The sequence below is a fragment of the Actinomyces sp. HMSC065F11 genome, from assembly GCF_001813085.1.
Taxonomy (GTDB): domain Bacteria; phylum Actinomycetota; class Actinomycetes; order Actinomycetales; family Actinomycetaceae; genus Gleimia; species Gleimia europaea.
On record NZ_KV811472.1, the window covers coordinates 49,349 to 69,943 of the forward strand.

The 20,595-nt window shown below is 55.7% G+C and carries 15 protein-coding genes, 1 tRNA gene and 1 other RNA gene; 11 read left to right on the top strand and 6 right to left on the bottom strand.

Annotation, left to right across the window (positions count from 1 at the left end):
* The first annotated feature begins 80 nt into the window (after nucleotides 1-80).
* The 9 genes from HMPREF2891_RS09865 to HMPREF2891_RS06020 all read left to right on the top strand — a co-directional run bounded on the left by HMPREF2891_RS09865 (nucleotide 81) and on the right by HMPREF2891_RS06020 (nucleotide 10,830).
* Nucleotides 81-203, top strand: coding sequence for a hypothetical protein (locus tag HMPREF2891_RS09865; RefSeq protein WP_261666843.1), 123 nt, complete (start codon nucleotides 81-83; stop codon nucleotides 201-203).
* Complete coding sequence (locus tag HMPREF2891_RS05985; protein ID WP_070664440.1) at nucleotides 196-3,522, top strand: phage tail tape measure protein; 3,327 nt, start codon at nucleotides 196-198, stop codon at nucleotides 3,520-3,522. The genes HMPREF2891_RS09865 and HMPREF2891_RS05985 overlap by 8 nt, the downstream gene beginning before the upstream one ends.
* On the top strand, nucleotides 3,510-4,367 hold the full coding sequence (locus HMPREF2891_RS05990) for a hypothetical protein (protein WP_070664442.1): 858 nt from the start codon (nucleotides 3,510-3,512) through the stop codon (nucleotides 4,365-4,367). Before HMPREF2891_RS05985 ends, HMPREF2891_RS05990 begins: the two co-directional genes overlap by 13 nt.
* A gap of 9 nt (nucleotides 4,368-4,376) precedes the next feature.
* Nucleotides 4,377-5,324: a hypothetical protein gene (locus tag HMPREF2891_RS05995; protein ID WP_070664444.1), complete on the top strand. Its 948-nt coding sequence runs from the start codon at nucleotides 4,377-4,379 to the stop codon at nucleotides 5,322-5,324.
* Between the two features lie 122 nt (nucleotides 5,325-5,446).
* Nucleotides 5,447-6,469, top strand: coding sequence for a hypothetical protein (locus HMPREF2891_RS06000; RefSeq protein WP_148131731.1), 1,023 nt, complete (start codon nucleotides 5,447-5,449; stop codon nucleotides 6,467-6,469).
* Entirely contained in the window at nucleotides 6,466-8,823 is a 2,358-nt protein-coding gene (locus HMPREF2891_RS06005; protein ID WP_070664447.1) for a hypothetical protein, read from the top strand. Before HMPREF2891_RS06000 ends, HMPREF2891_RS06005 begins: the two co-directional genes overlap by 4 nt.
* A 29-nt stretch (nucleotides 8,824-8,852) precedes the next feature.
* Nucleotides 8,853-9,161, top strand: a complete 309-nt coding sequence (locus HMPREF2891_RS06010; protein WP_070664449.1) for a hypothetical protein — start codon at nucleotides 8,853-8,855, stop codon at nucleotides 9,159-9,161.
* Nucleotides 9,162-9,333: 172 nt separating this feature from the next.
* A complete protein-coding gene (locus HMPREF2891_RS06015) occupies nucleotides 9,334-9,657 on the top strand; it encodes a hypothetical protein (protein WP_070664451.1) in 324 nt (107 codons plus the stop codon).
* 132 nt (nucleotides 9,658-9,789) lie between these two features.
* Entirely contained in the window at nucleotides 9,790-10,830 is a 1,041-nt protein-coding gene (locus HMPREF2891_RS06020; protein ID WP_070664453.1) for a tyrosine-type recombinase/integrase, read from the top strand.
* Nucleotides 10,831-10,888: 58 nt separating this feature from the next.
* On the opposite strand, the gene rnpB is transcribed toward HMPREF2891_RS06020, so the two are convergent.
* Nucleotides 10,889-11,232, bottom strand: an RNA gene (gene rnpB, locus HMPREF2891_RS06025) — RNase P RNA component class A.
* 31 nt (nucleotides 11,233-11,263) lie between these two features.
* On the opposite strand from rnpB, the gene HMPREF2891_RS06030 reads away from it, so the two are divergent.
* Complete coding sequence (locus HMPREF2891_RS06030) at nucleotides 11,264-12,046, top strand: YaaA family protein (RefSeq protein ID WP_070664455.1); 783 nt, start codon at nucleotides 11,264-11,266, stop codon at nucleotides 12,044-12,046.
* A gap of 3 nt (nucleotides 12,047-12,049) precedes the next feature.
* On the opposite strand, the gene HMPREF2891_RS06035 is transcribed toward HMPREF2891_RS06030, so the two are convergent.
* The 4 genes from HMPREF2891_RS06035 to HMPREF2891_RS06050 form a co-directional block, all read right to left on the bottom strand.
* Nucleotides 12,050-12,778, bottom strand: a complete 729-nt coding sequence (locus tag HMPREF2891_RS06035; protein WP_070664457.1) for a zinc ribbon domain-containing protein — start codon at nucleotides 12,776-12,778, stop codon at nucleotides 12,050-12,052.
* A gap of 76 nt (nucleotides 12,779-12,854) precedes the next feature.
* On the bottom strand, nucleotides 12,855-13,694 hold the full coding sequence (locus HMPREF2891_RS06040; protein WP_070664459.1) for a Nif3-like dinuclear metal center hexameric protein: 840 nt from the start codon (nucleotides 13,692-13,694) through the stop codon (nucleotides 12,855-12,857).
* 144 nt (nucleotides 13,695-13,838) lie between these two features.
* Nucleotides 13,839-13,912 (bottom strand) — tRNA-Val (locus tag HMPREF2891_RS06045).
* Nucleotides 13,913-14,011: 99 nt separating this feature from the next.
* On the bottom strand, nucleotides 14,012-14,446 hold the full coding sequence (locus HMPREF2891_RS06050; protein ID WP_232219420.1) for a DUF3052 domain-containing protein: 435 nt from the start codon (nucleotides 14,444-14,446) through the stop codon (nucleotides 14,012-14,014).
* Nucleotides 14,447-14,707: 261 nt separating this feature from the next.
* On the opposite strand from HMPREF2891_RS06050, the gene aceE reads away from it, so the two are divergent.
* A complete protein-coding gene (aceE, locus tag HMPREF2891_RS06055; protein ID WP_070664557.1) occupies nucleotides 14,708-17,413 on the top strand; it encodes a pyruvate dehydrogenase (acetyl-transferring), homodimeric type in 2,706 nt (901 codons plus the stop codon).
* 74 nt (nucleotides 17,414-17,487) lie between these two features.
* Here the strand turns inward: aceE and pulA are convergent, their stop codons facing one another.
* Nucleotides 17,488-20,511 (bottom strand): type I pullulanase, encoded by a 3,024-nt coding sequence (pulA, locus tag HMPREF2891_RS06060; RefSeq protein WP_186822304.1) that lies wholly within the window; start codon nucleotides 20,509-20,511, stop codon nucleotides 17,488-17,490.
* Nucleotides 20,512-20,595: the final 84 nt, after the last annotated feature.

Genomic DNA, 20,595 nt, shown 5'->3' on the forward strand with positions numbered 1-20,595 from the left:
AGTATGCAGCTTGGAAACGGCAGGCGTGCTCCAGATGTGGAACACGCCCGTCCGATTTTGAAGAAGATAGAAATGCGCTAGTGGCTGACGTAACCACATGTAGAGGGTGTGAGCTGGTTGGACTGTTGGAACAGCAGTTGGACAAGCCGCAGCCGGGCACCTTCATAACGCTAAGGCCAATTGAGGAAGTGCTTGATGAGTGACTATAACTTGTCAGTGACGATCGACGGCAATGCTACCGGGTTGGAGACAGCACTCCAACGTGCAGGTGTTGCCGTTCAGTCTTTCGGGAGAAATGTTGATAACACAGCGAGGACAGCTGTCAATAGTTTCTCAGTCATTGCTGGTGGTGCTCGGAAGAACTTGACTGACGCCCAGTGGGTGCGTGACCATTCGGCGGACCTGACGGCATTAGGCAAGACACTCATGGTGACGGGTGGTATGTCCACAGCAGCGTCTGGTCTGGCTATCAAAGCTGCAGAAGACTGGGAGTCTGCATGGGCTGGTGTTGCTAAAACCGTAGATGGTGCTGACCTTGGTGGCGTGTTGGAAAATCAGTTGCGAAGTTTGGCGCGTGACGTCCTTCCGGCCACTCACCAAGAAATTGCTGCGGTCGCTGAGAGTGCAGGACAGCTTGGCGTGAAGCGTCAAGATGTTGCTAAGTTCACGAAGACGCTCATCATGCTCGGCGAAGCCACGAACATGACTGCCGAATCAGCAGCGACGGACATGGCTCGGTTCAGTAACATCATGGGGCACCCCATCAGCCAGGTTGACCGGCTAGGTGCCACCATCGTGGCACTGGGCAATAATACGGCAACCACAGAGGCGGAAATCATGGAGACTGGTTTGCGTCTGGCTGCCGCTGGCCGTCAAGCGCAGATGAGTTCTTCCGACGTGTTGGCGTGGGGTGCGGCACTCACCTCGGCTGGTGTTTCCGCACAGATTGGTGGAACAGCGTTCTCTAAGCTCTTCCAAACCATGGGTGACGCTTCGCGTAGCGGTAACGACAAGCTGCAAACGTTTGCTGATACTGCCGGAATGACTGCCGAGCAGTTCCGGAGAGCGTGGGAGGAAGATGCTTCCAGCGCGGTGGTCAGCTTCCTGCAAGGTTTCGGCAAGCTTCAAGAAGCTGGGGAGGATACGACGTCGATCATGCGTCAGCTTGGCATGACCGACGCTCAAATGCAGCGTACTTTAGGATCGACCGCCCTAATGGCCGACCAGGTTGGCGAATACATGCAGCTTGCGCGGCAAGCGTATGAAGAGAACATTGCACTCGAAGAAGAAGCGTCGAGACGTTTCCAAACGACCGCGGCACGTCGAACACTGGCAATGAATAATATCCGGGACGCTGCAATCACGTTTGGCGATTCCCTACTGCCTGCAGTGCAAGTTGCGGCGGACGGCATCTCGGAACTAGCGAAACTGATAGGCAGCATGCCGGAGCCTGTAGCTGGAGCACTCACGAGCATCGGCCTGCTTGGTGGTGGAATCATGCTTGCCGGCGGTTTTGCTGTGAACAGTGTCGTCAAGTTTGCGGAACTGATGCAGACACTGAAGAACTTGGGGATAGTTTCCTCTGCCACGTTTGACACGTTTGCAACGAAGGGTAGTAAGGTTTTTGGTGTCGGTAAAAAAGCTGGCAAAGTGGCCGGCTGGTTAGCACTGTTAAGCACCTTGTCCGCAGTTGGCAAGTCAATGGTTGAAACTAGTATCGACGCTGGTGAACTTTCAAGGCGATTGTTGGAAGCTGAACAGTCCGGAGACTCGCTCTCCTCACTGTTTCAGGAGGTCAGGTCTACTGGCAATCCGTTCACAGACTGGTTCAGTGGACAGTTCGATATTGATACCGAGTCGTTTAAGAGTGCTTTGAGCTGGATCAACGACGACTCGATGTGGAATAAGGCGACCAGTAGTCTTGCATCTTTCACTGAAGGGCTGGCTGGCCTAGTTGGTCTGGATATTCGCGCTGGTGAATCAAAGATTCGCGACGCGCTCAAAGACTATGACAAGACGTTTGCGCAGATGGCAAGCTCAGGCAATATTGAGGACGTTGCCCGACAGTTCCGCCTTATAGCTGACACATTAGGTGACGATGAAGCAGCAAAGACAGATCTACTGAGAGCCATGCCGGAGCTGTCAGATGAACTGAAACGACAGGCTGCTGCCGCAGGACTCGACGCGGACGAGACCATGCTTCTGAAAATGGCTCAAGGCGAACTAGTGCCGGTGGTTGACGAAGCGACTGGCGCTGTCGAACTCCAAGACGCCGCGATGATGGACGCTGCCGCGACCGTAGATCGTTGGGGTGGCGCTATGACCATGACGCAAGAAGAAATGGCAGAGTGGGTGGGTCACGTCTCCGAGTTATCACGCTCGTTCGTTGACCTCTCAGAGAACACGGGCGAAGCGTATACAAGTCTTGGAGACTGGCTGTCAGGGATCGAAAAGCAAGTCGAATCGATGAAAAACTGGCAGGAAAACATGCTTGTCTTGCAGTCTTTTGTCGAATCTGGTGCCTTGTCGGGAGCCGCTTTCGCTGAGTTGATGGAGATGGGGCCGGCGGGAGCGCAGATCGTGCAGGACCTTGTTGATGGTGCGGAAGGTAACACGGCTGCATTCGACAGGTTGAACGCACTGTTTGGTGACGCGGGCACAGGGTCTTCAGAAGCCTTCGCCGAAGCACTCAAGTCGGAAGCAGTCATGGGCGTTATAGGTGAGATTATGCAATCTCACGGCGCGGAAGCCGCGCGCAAGTTCTCTGCTGCAATCAACGAAGGCATGAGCATTGAGGAAGCCCTAGTTCACGCAGGTATTGAACTGCCACCCGAGACTATTGAACAGTTCAAAGCGCAAGTCTCAGAGACCACTGAGAACACTCCGGCAACGGTTAACGTCGACGCTAATACCAGCTCCGCTGACCAGAAGGTCGACGGGGTGACCTCTAAAGCGTCGAGCGAGTATAGGTTCGTTGTCGACGCGAACACCAGCCCGGCTAGGCAACAAACCGACGGCGCTGTGAATTACGTAGATACGCGGACTGGCACAGTCACAGTCAACGCTAAGGACAACATGACCGGGTCTGTTAACACATGGGTGGCGAACCTGCCCGTCGCTCACACGGTGTCGATATTCGCACAGAAAGTTGGCTCTGCCTGGAACGCAGTCAAAAGCGCCGTCGGACTAGCAACCGGCGGCCCAGTGATCGGCCCCGGAACCGCAACTTCAGATTCTATCCCCGCCTGGCTGTCAAATGGTGAGCACGTGTGGACAGCAGAGGAAGTTTTGAAGATTGGCGGCCACGCCAACCTTGAGAGGTTGCGGCGTCTCGTGAGGGAAGGTAGGGCACCAAAGTTCGCCACTGGCGGGCGCGTACAGCCTGTTCATTACGTTGGAACCAACGTTCCGGCACCAACGGTGAACACGCTCAACATTGGTGGGGTTTCAACTGAAGAAATGGTGGACAAGGTTATTCGGGAGTTCGGGCGTGAAATGAGGAGCATGGAATGGCGACGGTGAACGTCACAGTCGGTGAAATCCAGTTGGGCACGGGCACCAGTTACACGCTCGAAGACGTGGTTGTCCCTCGTCGCAGCGTGTTTGATGACGATTTTCAAGATGAGCAGACGTCAATACTGCACCTCGGTCGCGATCTGGTGGCATCTCCCGAAGTTGACCTGCATATCGGCGTTTCCAGGACTAGTTCCGCTGAGGAAACGTTCAACTTGGTGCGCCGTTTACGGTCCGAATGGGAGAAGTACCGTACTAGCGAGACCGCGATGACGTTGAACATTGCGAACCGTAGAGTCGTTGCTTTTGGTCGCCCTCGCGGGTTTGAGATAGGTGACCTCCATTCGGGTATTCACTTCCGATATCTGCGTGTGAGAGCCACGTTCCAAATGTCGTCCCCCTGGTTTTATGGTGCGGAGCGAAAAGTGTCGGCAGTGTCGCACAAGCCGAACGTGAAGTTCGGGTTCGTGTTTCCAGCAGAGTTTCCACTCGTCATGCAAGGAAGCGCAGCGGACGCTGCTAAAGGTGGGACTCTGCAGGTTAAAGGAGAAGTGCCATCTCCGGTCCGCATACGCGTATATGGGCCGGTTAAAGATCCGGTGGTGACTATAGGCAAAGTGCGTGTACCGTTCACTGGCGTAGTTCCTTCTCCTTGGATAGAGGTGGACGCCCGTGCCCGCACAGTCAAGACCTATGACGGTCGCCCCGCCCACATGTTGTTGGGAGCGGGAGTGCGGTTCAGTGACTTGCTACTCCCTCCTGGGGACTATCCGGTTTTAATATCGGTGGGCGCCGGTAATTCAGACATTGGAAGTGTCGACGTTTGGACACGCGACGCTTACGCGACTATCTAAGGAGTTCTAATGGTTATGCAAGCAGTGCCCTGGGCGGTTCAGGGTGATGGTGTTTACCACTCGGCGGCAGTCGCTAGGACAGCAACGTATGCGGCTACTAGTGGCGCTCAAGGCGTGGTTCGACCTACTGACCTGAAGGTGACTGCGAACGGGTCGTTCAATGTGACGGTAGCAGGTGGAGCGGCTGTGATCGTGTCTACCTATGCGGGTGCTGCCGGACAGTCTTACGTCGCTCAGAATGTAGCGAATGCAACGGTGGAAGTGCCCGCTCCTGGTGGGGGTACACGTACCGACCTTGTCATTATCCGTATCGATGACCCAGAGTATGGCGGGCAAGGTACTGGCGACTTTGCACGGTTGGAGTTAGTGCAGGGCGTTGGAGCTAAGGCAACGACTGCCCCCGTCTCTTACCCACATGTCGTACTGGCAAGGCTTACCATTCCAGCAGGGTCGGGTGGCGTGACAGCAGGAATGGTTACAGACCTCCGAACTGTTGCTGTGCCACTAGAAGAAACTGGGTTGGTGGTGTCTACACCACGCGAGCAAATGCCGTTTGGCGCTGCTGGCACCTCCTATAAGGCAGTCACGTGGACGAGCGCGAAGGTTCCCGACTGGGCGTCAGAAGCAATCGTGGAAATCGCAATGAATGGTGTCCGTATCGAGGTCACTGCGTCTCGAATGGTCGCAGGCGTCAGAGTGTTCGCCACGCGGGATAAGGACAATCTACGCGATGCGGATATGAGTGAGAACGGCATCATTATTCATGAACGATCTGAGTGGGTTAATTACAATCTGCGTCAATCGTTGTATATGGCTGGCACGTTGGACGTGTCAAAGTTCAGGGGCGACACCGTGACTCTTGGCCTGGCTGGACTTGTCACAAGTGGCGGAAACGTCAAGTTGGATTATCAGAGTGCCGGAACTATTAAGTGGACTTTCAGAGGTACTGCCCTATGAGGTTAGTGGTTGAAGATCTGCTCACAGGCGCCACGTGGGAGGCAGGGTTTCCTTACCAAGATGTTCACTGGTCCACTAGTCTGAGTCGTCCAGCGTCTTTAAGGTTCTTTGTGGGTGAGTTCGTGTCCCCTCTTGAACCGTGGCGCCACGGTGTGTGGGTTGAGGAGAACGGGGCTTTAACTACTGGAGGGATCGTCACAAGAATCGAGAACCAGCGTCAAGGGGTTGAAGTGGAATGCACCGGGTTCAGTGCTTACCCTAAAGGTCAACCTTGGGTTGAAGACGTGTGGAGCCGTATCCAAGTAGATCCGTTGGACGTCGTACGCCACATTTGGAGCACCTTGCAGTCCTACCCGGACGGGAATCTTCACGTATCGGTATCGTCCCTGAAGTCGACTGTGCGAGTAGGTGAAAAAGCCTGGACGGAGACCGTGAAGCGGAACCAGTCGCGAACCTACGCGACGAAAGCTGCAGCACAGAAGCTTAATAAGGGGACGCCCGTTAAGACGTCTGACGGTAAGTGGCGTGTCAGTTGGGTTGAGACTGATAAGCGAGATCATGAAGCGAAGCCCTTCACGTTGGAACCGTACACAGATGATGACCTGGCTCGTGTGATTCATCGTATGGAGGAAGAGGCTGGTGTCGAGTTCCTAGAACGCGTCGAGTGGCAGAACGGTCGCGTCGCACGGTTCCTGGACTATGACCACCACTTTCACGTCAGACGTCATGACCTGCGTGTTGAAGTTGGCGTGAATGCTCACGTCAGGCCGTCATGGGTTATGGACGGGCAAGATTACGCTTCGGCTGTCACAGTGTGGGGTGCTGGTGAAGGGTCAAAAATGGTGCGTACCGGACCTGTCACGGCAGATACTGGCAAGTTGCGCAGGTGCGTGCGGTATACAGATAAGAAGGTGACGTCTCACGATGCTGCGGGGCGTTTAGCGCGGAGAGTTCTTTCAGCTCAAGATGGGGACGCTCGTTATAAGCAGGTCAAGCTTTTAGATAGCCCCTTGGCGCCTGTCGCGTCTATCAGGCCGGGTAACGAACTGCGGGTTTTGGGTGAGTTCGACCAGTGGGTGCGCGTGTTGGGTATTGACCGTTCTGCAGGTACTGGAGAGGTTAGTTTGGAGGTTGAGTTGGCGTGAATTCTCATAAGGAGCTGGCACGCTTATTTGATGACCTATCTAGGCGTGTCTCGGACCTAGAGACGTCACCTTCGCTACCGTGGTCTAGCGTCGATCAAGGCAGCGTTGAGGTGCGTGACGCAGATGGTCAGACAGTCCTGGTTCTTGGCCGTCAGGTCGACGGGTCGTGGCAGCCGAAGCCGGTAGATGGTGTTCAGCCTCCAGACCCTACAGGAGTCACGGTACAGGGCGGGACCGCGTTGACCGTCACCTGGGACGGCACTGCAGCCACTCCTCTGCCGAACGACTTTGAAAGCTTGCGTATCTACGCGACCGTTGGTGACCACACCGATTATCTTGGGAGTATTACCGCGCCGACGGGTGGTTCAAAGACGGTTGAAGTACCTTCCGGACGATATGAGATTTATGTCGCGATCCGTAATCTTGCGGGAATGGAATCCGATGACATTCCTGTGGGGGGCGTATCTGTGTCTACCGCGGCCACTCAAGAAGCGTTAGAGATGGCGCGCGAAAGCATTGTTGTGGTTGATTCGTCTGCCAAGGCGGCAGAGGCGGCGGCGCGGAATGCGGAGACGGCGGCCCAGCTCACGCAGGCGGCGTTGGATGCGGCGAAGGAAGCACAAAGGCTTGAGAACGAGGCTTTGAAGGCGGGCACGGACGAGGCTAAGCAGGCGGCGAGTGACGCGAACAATCTGGCTAGGGGCGTGTACGACTCGCTCATAAGCACGTCCACATGGTTATCACAGTCGATTAATGAGACCCGTGACGACATGGTGGCGGTGCAGAACGCGGCGGCGCAGGCGGAGCAAAAGGCTAATCACGTTGAACTGTCAGTCTTGGCGGTTGATAGCGCGGCCAGGGCGGCCAAGACTGCGGCGGAAGAGGCGCGGGCTAAAGCCGATGAGTTAGCGAAGCAGGCGCAAGACGCTATGACGGCGGCTCAGCAAGCGCAAACTAGCGCGGACGGTAAAGCGCTCGTAGCGTATTCCGATTATCAGCCCGCGACGGTTTCGGGCCAGAAGATTATCTGGTTTAAGCCGGGTAGTGTGCCTAAACTTTTTGATGGCAAGGTTTGGCGTAGTGTTCAGCCGGGCGATGGCGTGGTTAGCGCGATCGACATTAACAAGGCCACGGTTGGCGAGCTCAGTGGCATGCGGATTAAAGCGGGCACAGCCTCGGTGGATATTCTGATTCCGGGCGATAACGCCAGGTGGACGTCTAGCGGGCTCACGATTTACCACCCACTCACGCCAGAGCAGAAACAGGCGGGTATCAAACCCACGGATTGGGACAAGCGGGCCACGGCGCTTAACCTCACGTCGGACGGGGCGCGTTTTATTTCTGTGGCTGACGAGGCGGGCACGGTGACCGCGTACATGAGCCCGCAGGGTGAAGTGTCTGGCCGTGAACTGACGATTACGGGGGCGGCGGCGGTCGATTCGCTTAAAGTGGGCGGCCTTGATTTACAAGAGGTTATTAGCTTGAACTCGTCGCTCGCCGCTTACAGTGTGATCCCGGACGTATTGCATCCGGCAGGGTTAAATACAATCATTGTTGCACAAACGGGATGGCAATCATTTCCGCCCGGCTTGTACGCCATTTCGTGGAAAGTGGCCTTTCGGTTTTACCCAACAGGATCAGGCAGAGACGCGGGCGGCGCATACTTGATGTATCAGTCACGGCCCGAGGGCGGGAGCTCCATTACTGACGGGAAGTTCCTAACTGGCAATACGCAAGCGCCTAGTTGGCACGACCTTTGGCCAACCGGAGCATACGCCTCGTCGCACCCTAGTGAAGTATTCGAGGCCAAGGCGGGTAAACAGTATCGGTTCTCGCTGGGTTTGCATTCGTATCAGAAGTGGAAGCTAGACGCATGGCCGAGCCTTTTCAAAGTGGAGCGGCTTAACCCCGCGTTGGAGCTGACGCACACATTGCATAATCAGTCCTCGCCGTCCGCACCTCCCGCGCCTAAAATCGTCACCGCAAGCGCGGGACTGTCAGGCATTCGGTATGCGTATGGCTCGACGTTTGCTCAGTCTGGCTCATACACGTCTGGCGGCACCTTCCATATTCCGGGGGCTAAGGGCAAAAAAGTTATCAGCATTCGCCTTACGGGCCGGTGCAACTTCGATTTCATGGACGGCGGAAGCGGACGGGATTTCTCATTCCATTTAGGCGGCGAAAACCGGTCGCAAAAGATTTACGACTACGGCGCGGTTGATATTTGGTATGGCCCCACGGCGGGATCGTATTTGTCGCGTAACGGATATCTCAGTTTCCAGCTGAATAATGGCGCGCCCGCTTACAACGAGTACAACGCCGGAAGCTTCCGGTGCACAGTCACCTACCAGTAAGAAAGGAAAACGAATTATGGGGGCGCGTGATGATTGATATTTCAGGGCTTACGATTAGTGAGCTTGATGGGCTTATCCGGGCGGCTCAAGAGCGTAAAAGCGACTTGGAGTACGTCGCACAATTTGCACAGCTTATCGGCGTTTACCAGTCACAGTATGTGACTTTGAAAGACGCGGCGAAGGTGGAGGGTGCTAGGTGGCGTGAGCCAGACCCCGCAAAATATGAGACGTGGTACGCGGCGGGCGACATTGTCACGTATGACGGCAACCGGTTTGAGAGTTTGATTAGTTTTAACGTTTTCGCGCCTGACACGCCGGGCGCGTGGCGGCCCGCATAAAACCGATGACGACATCGTGACTGATAGTGAAGGGAGGCGTTGGAGGTCGACCATTCCAAATAATTGCTTCCACCCGACAGGTGGGACACCAGCGTGGGTCAGGATAGAAGAGCAGTGAGGTGTTTCGTGTCATCTTGTACCCCGCCAGCCTTGGTGAGGATATTCTAGAACCATGCGTGAGGAAATTCAGAGAATCATTGACGAGAACCCTGACGACCCTGCAGCCGCTTTGGAAGCCTGGTTCATACGTAAGATTGCTTGGGAGCGACACTTTCGGCCTAAGCCGTTTCTTGTAGGAACCGATGATCTAAAATTCATGTTCGGATTTGATAAGGATTCCAACGCGGTCACGATGTGGAAATCGCGTGGCATATTGCCGGATCCTGATTTCGAGGTTGGCCGCGTAGCCTTGTGGGATTACTTTCGCATACTTCGCTGGGCAGAAGACACGAATCGTGAAATCGTGCGCCATCTGGAGCCCGATGGTATGCTATGAGTGTTGCAGGTTTTGATGGCATCCATCCTTTCGGACTTTTGTCTTGGATGCCGTTGTTGTTTTTCCTGCACAACGCGTTTGGCCCCACGCGGTTGACAGAACGGGGCCTTTTTTCATGCTTATAATCGGCCTATGGGTAGCATTGACAAGCTCCCGTCAGGTAAGTGGCGGGCGCGGTACGTGGGGTCTCCAGGGAAGCAGCGGTCTAAATCTTTTCCAAAGCGTAGGCAGGCTAAGGAATGGTTAGATCTCCGCGAAGCAGAGAAGTATTTGACTCCTGAGCTAAGTAACCGCGAAGCCGGTAATCAACGTTTCGGAGCATATGCGAAGCAGTACTTCGACGGTAGAGATGTTAGAGAGCCGAGTAAAACGCAGCACGATTATTACTACGGGTACATGGAGCCGTTGCATGGGTTGCGGGTCAACGAGATTAGCAAGCAAGCAGCGCAGGTTTGGTTTAACGACTTAAAGAGTTCAGGCATGTCGGCAGGGCGCGTCAACATCGCGCTGAGCTATTTTAAGACCATCATGGGGCAGGCGCTTCAAGATGGTCTTATCGCTAGGGACCCTTCTGCAGATCTTCAGCGCTTGCGAGAACCAAGACGGAGTATCATACCGCTTACGGTCGAACAGGTTTATGAGATCGCGGACGCGGGAGCGCCCGAATGGCGAAGGCTCGTTTTAACTGGGGCGTTAACCGGTTTGAGACAAGGTGAGTTATTTGGGTTGACTTACGATCGTGTTAATCCGTCAAGCAAAACGATCACAGTGGATCGTCAGCTACAGCCACGCAACGGCGAGTTGACGTTCACCGAATTAAAGACGGACGCGTCGTACCGTTCTATCCCTGCGGTCGACATGGTGCTTGAGCTGATCGGAGAGGGAGAGGGGTTCGTGTTCAAAACGCCTCGCGGCTTGTTGTGGAATCGTAAGAGATTATTCACCCACTGGCATAATGCGCTGAAGAGAGTTGGGATTACTGATTACACGTTTCACGACCTCCGGCACTTTTACGCTTCACTTCTGATTAGCCAAGGAGCGTCTGTGATCACAGTTCAGAGGGCGTTGGGGCATTCGTCTGCTGCAATGACGCTCGAGACGTATTCCCATATGTGGCACGATGGTTTCGATTCGATACGGGACGCAGTGTCGGAAGGCTTTGGGTTGTCATAGCCTAGTCACGGCTAACGGTGAAGGCGGCCACTTATCCCTGATATTAAGGGTTTAAGTGCGGAGAAGACGGCCTATAAGCCGGATTCTGTTCCAGGGCGAAGCCCCTTCGATGGCCATCTATCTCGGGCCGTTGTTACCAGCGGCCTCTAGCAACCTACCCGCGCGCTTTGGACGGACAGCCCGGCACGCTGCTTGGTTTTGCTCCCGGTGGGGTTTACCCTGCCAGCCCAGTCACCTGGGCCGCGGTGGTCTCTTACACCACCTTTGCACCCTTACCCAAAAACGGGCGGTTTGTTTTCTGTGGCACTATCCCGCGAGTCACCCCGGGTGGCCGTTAGCCACCACCGTGTCCTGTGGAGTCCGGACGTTCCTCGACAATGTCGCGGCCATCCAGCCATCTTCTCCGCCGCTCAAGTCTACTAGAGTTGGACGCATGCTTGTACTTTTCCCTCCATCCGAAGGCAAGACCCTTCCCGCCTCGACCGTCAATTTTGATGCCGACGCGATCGCCCCGTTTTCCACGCAGCTCGCAGATGCACGCCAGAGCGTGCTCGATTGCTTGATTGAAACTTCTGCGCGACGCGACGCCCTGGAAATCCTAAAAGTAGGCAAGACCATTGCCGACGAGGTTGAAGCGAACAAACACCTGCGGTCAGCGCAGGCTGGCCCCGCTTGGCAAGTTTATTCTGGCGTACTTTACGAAGCTGGTCGATTTGGCGAGATCGGTGCGGGGTACAAGGCGAACTCGAACTTCGAGATTTGGGTACAATCTGCTCTGTTAGGAGTGGTGGACTTGGCTTCCCCCATCCCGCCCTATCGCCTGTCAATGGATACGAAACTACCGGGTCTAGGCAACCTTGCCCCCTGGTGGAAGAAACACCTCGAAACCCTCATGGAACAGCGCGCCTACCATCGCGTGGTGGTTGACGCCCGCTCTGGCGCGTACCAAAAAGCCTGGCCGGGAACTTCCGCCGAATGCGACCTCATCCGAGTGAATGCGGTGCGCGAACGCGACGGGAAACGCACCGTGGTTTCACACAATGCGAAGAAATACCGCGGAATCCTCGCTGGCGCTCTATTGGAGCACGCGAGCGAGGCTGACGGGTCCATCGATTTTGTGCTCGATACCGCGCGTTCACTAACCGGCGCCGATTTTACGGGCATCGAAGTTAGACAACGCCGCGATTTTCTCGAGCTCGTGATTGTGACGAGCTAGCGCCTACTCGGTTTTGACGATTATTGCTTCAAGCTCGTCGGACATGAGCACTTCATCCTCAGCAAGCATCGTGATGTCATGCCATTCCGATTCAGGAAGATCCACAACCATGCCCACGATTTGGCGGCCCTTCGCCTCGTACACGCCGATGCCACCGGTGCGCTCGCGGTAGTACTCGTATTCATCCAGCAACTCAGAGTCGATTTCGCCTGCAAGTTCGTCACGTTTTGCAAGCTTTTCGTTGAGCTCAGCTTCGACCTCGCCCATCGCGTCTTGAAGCTGCGCGATGGCGGCCTGCTCATCGGTTCCAACGGCTTCGGTCTGACGGTCTAGTTCCGAAACGGTTTCCTGCGCGGCCTCGAACGAAGCCATAACGTCGATCAGTTCATTTTCGAGGACGTTGCGGCGCTGAGCCATCTGGTTCAGCTCGTGCTGCATGGCAGTGAGGTCCTTGTGGGATCCTTCGCCTGCCGCGAGGCGCTCGCTCATCACATCTTGACGGGAGGTGAGGCGCTCCAAATCATTCTCAACCCGCTTCACTTCACGGTTTGCGTCCGTTGCTGCGGAGCGTGCGGTTACTTTTGCGCGCTCCAGGTCAGCTTTTCGCCCCTCAAGGGCGTCGAGCACTTTGACCGCCGGGTGTTTACTGCGGGCCGCGCGCAACTGCAAGATCCGCGTGTCAACCTGTTGTAGTTCAAGAAGTTTCACCTGGTCCGCTTTTGAAGCTTTCACTATGCCCGCTCTTTCACTCGGTAGTGCTTTTAGTTCTAATCAAAGTGTATTAGGCTGACGCGCCCACCCCAATAGTTTATCCAAGGGTTTCCAGGTGCAGGTTCCACGGTTCGGTAACAAATCGCGAAACATCCACCTGTAGTTGCACGCCCGCATCCGCGGCGGCTTCTTCAAGATCATCTGCCAAGTGTGGTAGCCATAGCCATTCAGTTGCCCAATGCGAACCGCAGATGAGGGCCGGGCCACCTTCTTCGAGGTGTTCACTGGCCGGATGGTGACGCAGGTCCGCGGTGACGTATACATCGGCCCCAAGCTCGCGGGCGCGCGCGAGGAAGGAGTCGCCAGACCCTCCTGACACGGCAACAGTTCTGACCGGCGCATCAAGATCGCCGCCGGGCGCGCCCACGAAAATACCGTGCGGACCAGCGGGGAGCGCTCTTGCCACGCGATCAGCGAACTCCCGTAGCGTTTGCGGCGCTTCGAGCTTGCCGATGCGGCCCAAACCGCGAGCGGTTCCCGCCTCGTCCTCGTCGATGGGATCAAACGGTTCACCTTCGATACCGACCGCCTGCGCCAGCGCCCAGGCCACGCCGCGTGCCGCCGAATCAGCGTTGGTGTGTGCGTTCATAAGGGCCACGTCAGATTTGATGAGATCGTGCACAATCCTGCCCTTGTAATCCAAGCGCGACACGAAGCTGGTACCGCGAAGGTAGAGAGGATGGTGCGTAATTAGCATGTCGTAGCCGTCCTCAATCGCCTGCGCGACCGTTTCAGCAACGGGATCAACAGCCAGGAGGATCTTGCTTACCTTCTGCCCAGGATCTCCTACGATTAGGCCGTTCTTATCCCACGACTCTTGGAGGCGCTGCGGATAGCGGGCCTCCATAATTTCCATAACATCAGAAACAGTCCACATGCCTCGAGACTACCGCACGAACCAAACCAAATTACCGGGTCTGCAGCCGGCCTCTCAGGCCGGACAATCGCACAGAAGGTCACGACCATTCGATCGAGAGCTGTAGATACAACTGATGCCCGGCTTTCGCCGGGCATCTGCCTGTGGGCCCAGAGGGACTCGAACCCCCGACATCCACGGTGTAAACGTGGCGCTCTAGCCAACTGAGCTATAGGCCCAACTCCAACGGAGTGGAACGTCAAAGATCATACCCAACTCCGGGAGCAAATTTCATCTTACAAACCACTATTTCATAAAACAGTGGCAATAGTCTCAGTCTACTGGCGAGCCTGAGCGATTAAACGCATTCCCGACCAGTCCTCGCAGACCATGGCTGCAGACGTGGCGCTCATGCCCGCAACCTGTGCAGCGTCGGCCACTACCTCGGGCGGAACGTGATTTGGCGTGCCCGACTTTGGAGTAAGCACCCAGACAACCCCACCATTGTCCATATTCGCAGAGGCATCCAGCAGGACATCTGCCAGGTCGTCCTCCTCCGAATCCTCCAGACGCCACCAAACAATCACGCCATCTACAACGTCTGAATAATCAACGTCTACGAGCTCGTTGCCCGTTGCATCTTCAACTGCGGCGCGCAAAGAATCATCGGTATCTTCGTCCCAATAAAACTCTTGAACAATCTGGCCGCTTTTATAACCGAGACTCGAAAGAGCCGTCGGATCCACCTTTCGGGAATCAGATTTTGATATCACGCGCTCAGTCTACCTAAGTTTCAGGCACACGCATGCCAAATAGTCCACATATGAGCCAAGCAGGCTCCACGTCCTCATCCTGTTTTACACTTCCTGTGTTTTCAGGCACACGTGGACAAAAATCAAGCCGGTACCAAGTGCAAAAACTACCAAAACCGGGGATGATTAGAACCAAAGAAAACTATACGATCCACTAGTGGATACGTTTCGAGAGAAAGAGGATTCGTGGCTGAAGCAGATCACCGCCCAGTAGTCAATGGCATGCTGAGTCAAGTGCCGGACAATGACCCGCACGAAACCGAGGAATGGCTGGAATCTCTAAGAAGCCTTTATGAAGCAAAAGGCGGGCCACGCACCCGCTATATCCTGCTTCACATGCTTGCAGAAGCTCGTCGCAAAGACGTTCAGATTCCTCTAGAACTCACCACTCCCTACATCAACACCATTCCCGTTGATCAAGAACCATATTTCCCCGGCGATGAGGCGACCGAGCGTCAGTACCGCCGCTGGATGCGCTGGAACGCTGCCGTTCAGGTCATGCGCGCCCAGAGGCCCGGCGTTGGCGTTGGCGGACACCTCTCTTCTTACGCGTCGGTAGCGACCCTGTACGAGGTGGGCTTCAACCACTTCTTCCGCGGGAAGAATCACCCAGGCGGCGGTGACCACGTGTTCTTCCAAGGCCACTCCTCCCCCGGCGTTTATGCGCGAGCCTTCCTCGAAGGCCGGCTCACCGAAGAGCAGATGGACGGATTCCGCCAGCAGGTCTCCACCGAGCACGGCATCCCCTCCTACCCGCACCCGCGTCAGCTACCCGACTTCTGGGAGTACCCCACGGTGTCCATGGGTCTTGGCCCCGCCGAGGCGATCTACCAGGCTTGGTTTGACAAGTACCTAGAACTGCGCGGCCTCAAAGACACTTCGCAGCAGCACACGTGGGCGTTCCTTGGTGACGGTGAAATGGACGAGCCCGAATCACGCGGCATGCTTCAGCTTGCAGCGCAGCAGGGCCTGGACAACCTCACGTTCGTTGTTAACTGCAACCTGCAGCGCCTCGACGGCCCGGTCCGCGGTAACGGCAAGATCATTCAGGAACTCGAATCGTTCTTCCGCGGCGCCGGATGGAATGTAATCAAGGTTGTGTGGGGACGAGGCTGGGACCGTCTGCTAGAAGCCGACCAGGACCACGCCCTCGTAAACATCATGAACGAAACCCTTGACGGCGACTACCAGACCTTCAAGGCAAACGATGGTGCATACGTGCGCGAGCACTTCTTTGGCCGCGACCCGCGCACCAAGGAAATGGTTAAGGACTGGACCGACGACGAGATCTGGGATCTGCGCCGCGGCGGCCACGACTACCGCAAGGTATACGCCGCCTACAAGGCCGCTGTCGAGCACACCGGCCAGCCCACCGTCATTCTGGCGCACACCATTAAGGGCTACGCGCTGGGCCCGCACTTCGCTGGCCGCAACGCAACCCACCAGATGAAGAAGCTCACGGTTGATGACCTGAAGGGCCTTCGCGACCTCCTACGCATTCCAATTTCGGATGAGGAGCTCGAGAAGAACCCGTACCTGCCTCCGTACTACAAGCCGGCCGATGACGATCCGGTATTGCAGTACATGCTTGAGCGTCGCGCTAAGCTTGGCGGTTTCCTCCCCTCGCGCCACCGGGATGACAAGGCCCTGCCAATGCCGGCAGACAAGCCTTTCAACGCCCTTGCCAAGGGATCGGGCGCCCAACAGGTTGCCACCACCATGGCGTTCGTGCGTCTTTTGAAAGACCTGATTAGGGACAAGGAGTTCGGCAAGTACATTGTGCCGATCATTCCCGACGAGGCCCGTACCTTCGGCCTGGACGCGATCTTCCCGTCCGCAAAGATCTTCAACACGCACGGGCAGAACTACACGGCCGTGGATGCCTCAATGATGCTCTCCTACAAGGAAGCAAAGGAAGGTCAGGTTCTTCACACGGGCATTAACGAGGCCGGTTCTGCGGCTGCGCTACAGGTTGTGGGTACCTCTTACGCCACCCACAACTTCCCGATGGTTCCCGTTTACATCTTCTACTCGATGTTCGGTTTCCAACGGACGGCAGACCAGTTCTGGGCTGCGGGCGACCAGCTCTCGCGCGGATTCATTATTGGCGCTACTGCGGGTAAGACCACGCTTGCCGGTGAAGGCTTGCAGCACATGGACGGCCACTCGCCAGTCATTGCCTCCACGAACCCCGCTGTGGTCACCTACGATCCGGGCTACGCTTACGAGATTCGCCACATCGTGAGGGACGGAATCGAGCGCATGTACGGCCCGAACGAGTCTGGCCGTGACCGCAACGTCATGTACTATCTCACGGTATACAACGAGCCGATCCACCAGCCCGCAGAGCCGGAAAACCTTGATGTTGACGGCTTGATCAAGGGCATGTACATGCTTGACAATTTCGAGGGCAACGGCCCGAAGGTTAAGCTCCTGGCCTCTGGCGTGGGCGTGCCGTGGGTTCGCGAGGCGCGAAAGATTTTGCGCGAAGACTGGGGCGTCGACGCAGCTGTCTACTCGGTGACCTCTTGGACCGAGCTACGCCGCGAAGCGATCGCGGTAGACAAGTACAACTTCGAACACCCGAACGAGGAGGCTCGCAAGCCTTACGTCACCTCCGTTTTGGAGCAGGCTGAAGGCCCAACCATTGCGACTTCTGACTTCGAGCACCTCGTTCATGACCAGATCGCTCGCTGGGTGCCCGGCAAGTACTACCCGCTTGGCGCGGACGGTTTTGGATTCTCCGACACTCGCGCAGCGGCACGTCGCTACCTGAAGATAGACGCTGAGTCGGTTGTAATCCGCGCTCTCCAGGGCCTTGTCGAGGAAGGTAAGATGGACCGCTCCGTACTTCAGCAGGCGATTGACAAGTATGACCTGTTCAACCCGAATGCGGGCCACTCCGGCGGTGAGGGCGGCGACGCCTAAATCTCTCGGAACACAAAAATGATCCCGACGGCCATTTCAATTGCCGTCGGGATCATTTTTACTGTCACAACACGTTAGTGCCTTCGTGATGTTTGCATTGCAAGGACACCAGCTCCTGCTAACGCCAACGCGAAGAACGCAAGGAGTCCGGCTTCCGCACCCGTTTTCGCCAACGGTTTCGACTCGCCCCGCCCATGCGAATAGGTGGGCTGAGAAGTTACCGAAGGAACCCGCGAACCGCTGGGACTCTGTGTCACCGTGGGTTTGTCGTTATCCGCCGGCACTTCCGTCCCCTTCGTGCTGGGCTCCGTTTCGGTCGTAGCTTCCGTCTCGGTCGTGGCCTCCGTTTCCGTCGTGGCTTCTGTCTCGGTTGTGGCCTCCGTTTCGGTCGTTGGCTCCGTTTCGGCGGGTTTATCCGGCGCCTTCTCAAAGACAACAGCTGACACGTGACCGATCGCAACGTCACCGCTGAAACTGGTATCACCGTCTGACATGCGGGCCATTGGCGCATCATTCAGACCAGACAGGAGCAGCTTCCAATTGCCTTCCGGGAGCGTGACATTCCAGTCCGCATCCGTTGGGTTCACGAACACGATGCGCTCAGGCTGATCCGCAAGCGTCACTTTGTAGGAGAACCGCTTGTCACCGTCCTTAATCGACACTCCCTCATATGCTTGCTCAATCTTCGAATAGTCCACTAGGCGCACCCAGCTGTTTTCAGCACGGAAATTCGCGAGCTCACGGAAGTAAGCAACTGAGTCCTCAAAATCTGCGGCACGATCGTAATCAAATGCGTTGACACTATCAGGCGACTTATAGGAGTTCTCCTCCCCTCCCTTAGTTCGTAGCGCCTCCTGACCGGCGTGGACAAAATTGGCGCCATTTGAGAGGAACTGAACCTGTGTTGCAAACGCATGTCTGCGCACTATGTCTTCCTCCGAAGCACCAGGGAGCGAGCCCCTAAGCTTGTCGTACATCGTCAGATTGTCATGCGCCTCGTTATAGTTCACAGACTGCGACGCATCCGCGTAGTTACGAACATGGTTGGCTCCCTTTATCAGGTTGAACACGTCCCACGCGACGTTGTCTGCGCCACCTCCAGACACATAGCCAGTTCCGGCCTGCGTGTTGTGAGTTCCCTTCATCGTGTCACGGAACTTGTCGTTAAAGAACGAGATACCCGGCATCAGCGTCGCATTATCCTGGTTCGCTCCCTTAACTCCCTCAGGATGATTGCCCATGTTCCAGCCTTCGCCAAGCATGACGATGCTCTTGTCAATCTTGTTTAGCTCAGAACGAATCTCATTCATCGTTTCAACATCATGAATACCCATGAGGTCGAATCGGAAACCGTCAATCGAATACTCCTGCGCCCAGAACTTGAGCGAATCGATCATGTACTTGCGCATCATAGGCTGCTCCGAAGCGGTCTCGTTGCCCACACCCGTGCCGTTTTGCAAAGCACATCCATCCGTATACCGGAAGTAATAGCCCGGAACAGTACGCTGAAGCGGCGACAGTTGCGTGTCATACACGTGGTTATACACAACATCCATCACCACATACATGCCAGCATCATGAACCGCATCGATCATGGCCTTCATGTCGCGCACGCGCGATGCAGGGTCTGTGGGATCAGAAGCGTACGAGCCTTCCGGCACATTGTAGTTCACCGGGTCGTAACCCCAGTTGTACTGCTTGTCATAACCAAGATCGCCCGTCTCATCTACCGTGTAAAAGTCGTACATAGGCAGGAACTGAACGTGTGTTACGCCAAGCGACTTGATGTAGTCCAGCCCCGAAACGTTACCCTTCTCAGTCTTCGTACCGGTCTCAGTAAGCCCCAGGAACTTCCCCTTGTTCGAAATGCCGTTGTTTGGAGCAATCGTCATATCGCGAACATGCGCCTCGTAAATAGTCGCGTCCTCGATCCCACTAAACGGCTTCATACGCGCGCCGTCCCAGCCCTGCGGGTTTACATTTGCAACATCAATAACGACCGAACGTGTAGAGTTTGCCGTTGACGAACGCGCATACGGATCCGGCGATTCATCGACCTTGCCATCTTCAAACTCGATGCGATAGCGGTATTCCATCATGTTCGCATCGCCCTCGAAAACGTACTCCCAGGTTCCGCGTTCTCCCTTGGTCATAGGCAGGACTTCACCGCTGTTGGAATAATTTACGAGGCTAACTGAGGCGGCCGTCGGCGCCCACAACCGGAACGTCGTGGAGGCCGGGGTGTACAGGGCTCCCAGTTCACCGTCGTAGAAATACTTGTCGTTAAACTCCTTGGAATATAGTTCGTGGCAGGACAAGTCCGGGGTAGCTGGAACATCGTCCTGCGAGTAGTAGACGTTCGGATCACCCTGCGCTATCCACACCTCGGCTTTGCCGTCCTTAAAATCGGTAATGAACAGATCATCGGACGTGTTCTTCTCTGCCCACTCGTTGTCCGGCGTGGAGCGACGCAATATCACACCGACCCGGGTAATCGGCTGGTCAGACTCTACGCTCCAAGTTGCCGTCCCTTCCGTCAATGCAACGCTTTGACCATCCTGATTCGGTAGCCATGTCCAGATGTTCCAGCCATCATAGTTGCCGGTGTAACGCACGTAGTGAACGGTGAGCTCCGCGGTATACGAGGAAGGGTCCGGATTCTCGCCCGGTTCTGGGCTTGGCGCTGCCTGTTCGGTTACGTCAATCTGCCAGTTCTTTGACTGCTCGGTTTCGACTACGCTCACCTGGAGGTTCTTTCCCACCTCTAATGTCACATCCTGTGACTGGTGAGCCCACTCGTTTCCATCCTGCGCACGACGAACGAGCATACCCGCATTCGTAGCACCTTCAGGGATCGAAAACGCTGCTTGAAGCTCGCCATCTGCTCCCACGTGTAAAGGCACGGACTTTCCATCCTCACCCGAGTACCAAAGCCACACCGAGTAGTTCCCGTAATCACTTTCAGAAACGCTGGCGAGCGGTTTTACCTTTACGTCTACAGATGTTTCAGTAGCATTCGCTTGGATTGGCACTGCCACCAAGCCGGCAAATAGCAAGACTAGGCTTAATAATCCAGCCCACAAACTCTTGACTCTCATTATTCTCCTCATCATCGAGTTGTAAAAAGTCACATATGCTGCAAAAGGTTGCAACTATTTCAAACCATTACAGCATCTTCCAAC

What these genes read in the sequence shown, in the direction of transcription:
- HMPREF2891_RS05985 (WP_070664440.1), top strand. Translation starts at nt 196, where the DNA reads ATGAGTGACTATAACTTGTCAGTGACGATCGACGGCAATGCTACCGGG.
- HMPREF2891_RS06020 (WP_070664453.1), top strand. Translation starts at nt 9,790, where the DNA reads ATGGGTAGCATTGACAAGCTCCCGTCAGGTAAGTGGCGGGCGCGGTAC.
- pulA (WP_186822304.1), bottom strand. Translation starts at nt 20,511, where the DNA reads ATGAGAGTCAAGAGTTTGTGGGCTGGATTATTAAGCCTAGTCTTGCTA.
- aceE (WP_070664557.1), top strand. Translation starts at nt 14,708, where the DNA reads ATGCTGAGTCAAGTGCCGGACAATGACCCGCACGAAACCGAGGAATGG.
- HMPREF2891_RS06015 (WP_070664451.1), top strand. Translation starts at nt 9,334, where the DNA reads ATGCGTGAGGAAATTCAGAGAATCATTGACGAGAACCCTGACGACCCT.
- HMPREF2891_RS06010 (WP_070664449.1), top strand. Translation starts at nt 8,853, where the DNA reads ATGATTGATATTTCAGGGCTTACGATTAGTGAGCTTGATGGGCTTATC.
- HMPREF2891_RS06040 (WP_070664459.1), bottom strand. Translation starts at nt 13,694, where the DNA reads ATGTGGACTGTTTCTGATGTTATGGAAATTATGGAGGCCCGCTATCCG.
- HMPREF2891_RS05995 (WP_070664444.1), top strand. Translation starts at nt 4,377, where the DNA reads ATGGTTATGCAAGCAGTGCCCTGGGCGGTTCAGGGTGATGGTGTTTAC.
- HMPREF2891_RS05990 (WP_070664442.1), top strand. Translation starts at nt 3,510, where the DNA reads ATGGCGACGGTGAACGTCACAGTCGGTGAAATCCAGTTGGGCACGGGC.
- HMPREF2891_RS06030 (WP_070664455.1), top strand. Translation starts at nt 11,264, where the DNA reads ATGCTTGTACTTTTCCCTCCATCCGAAGGCAAGACCCTTCCCGCCTCG.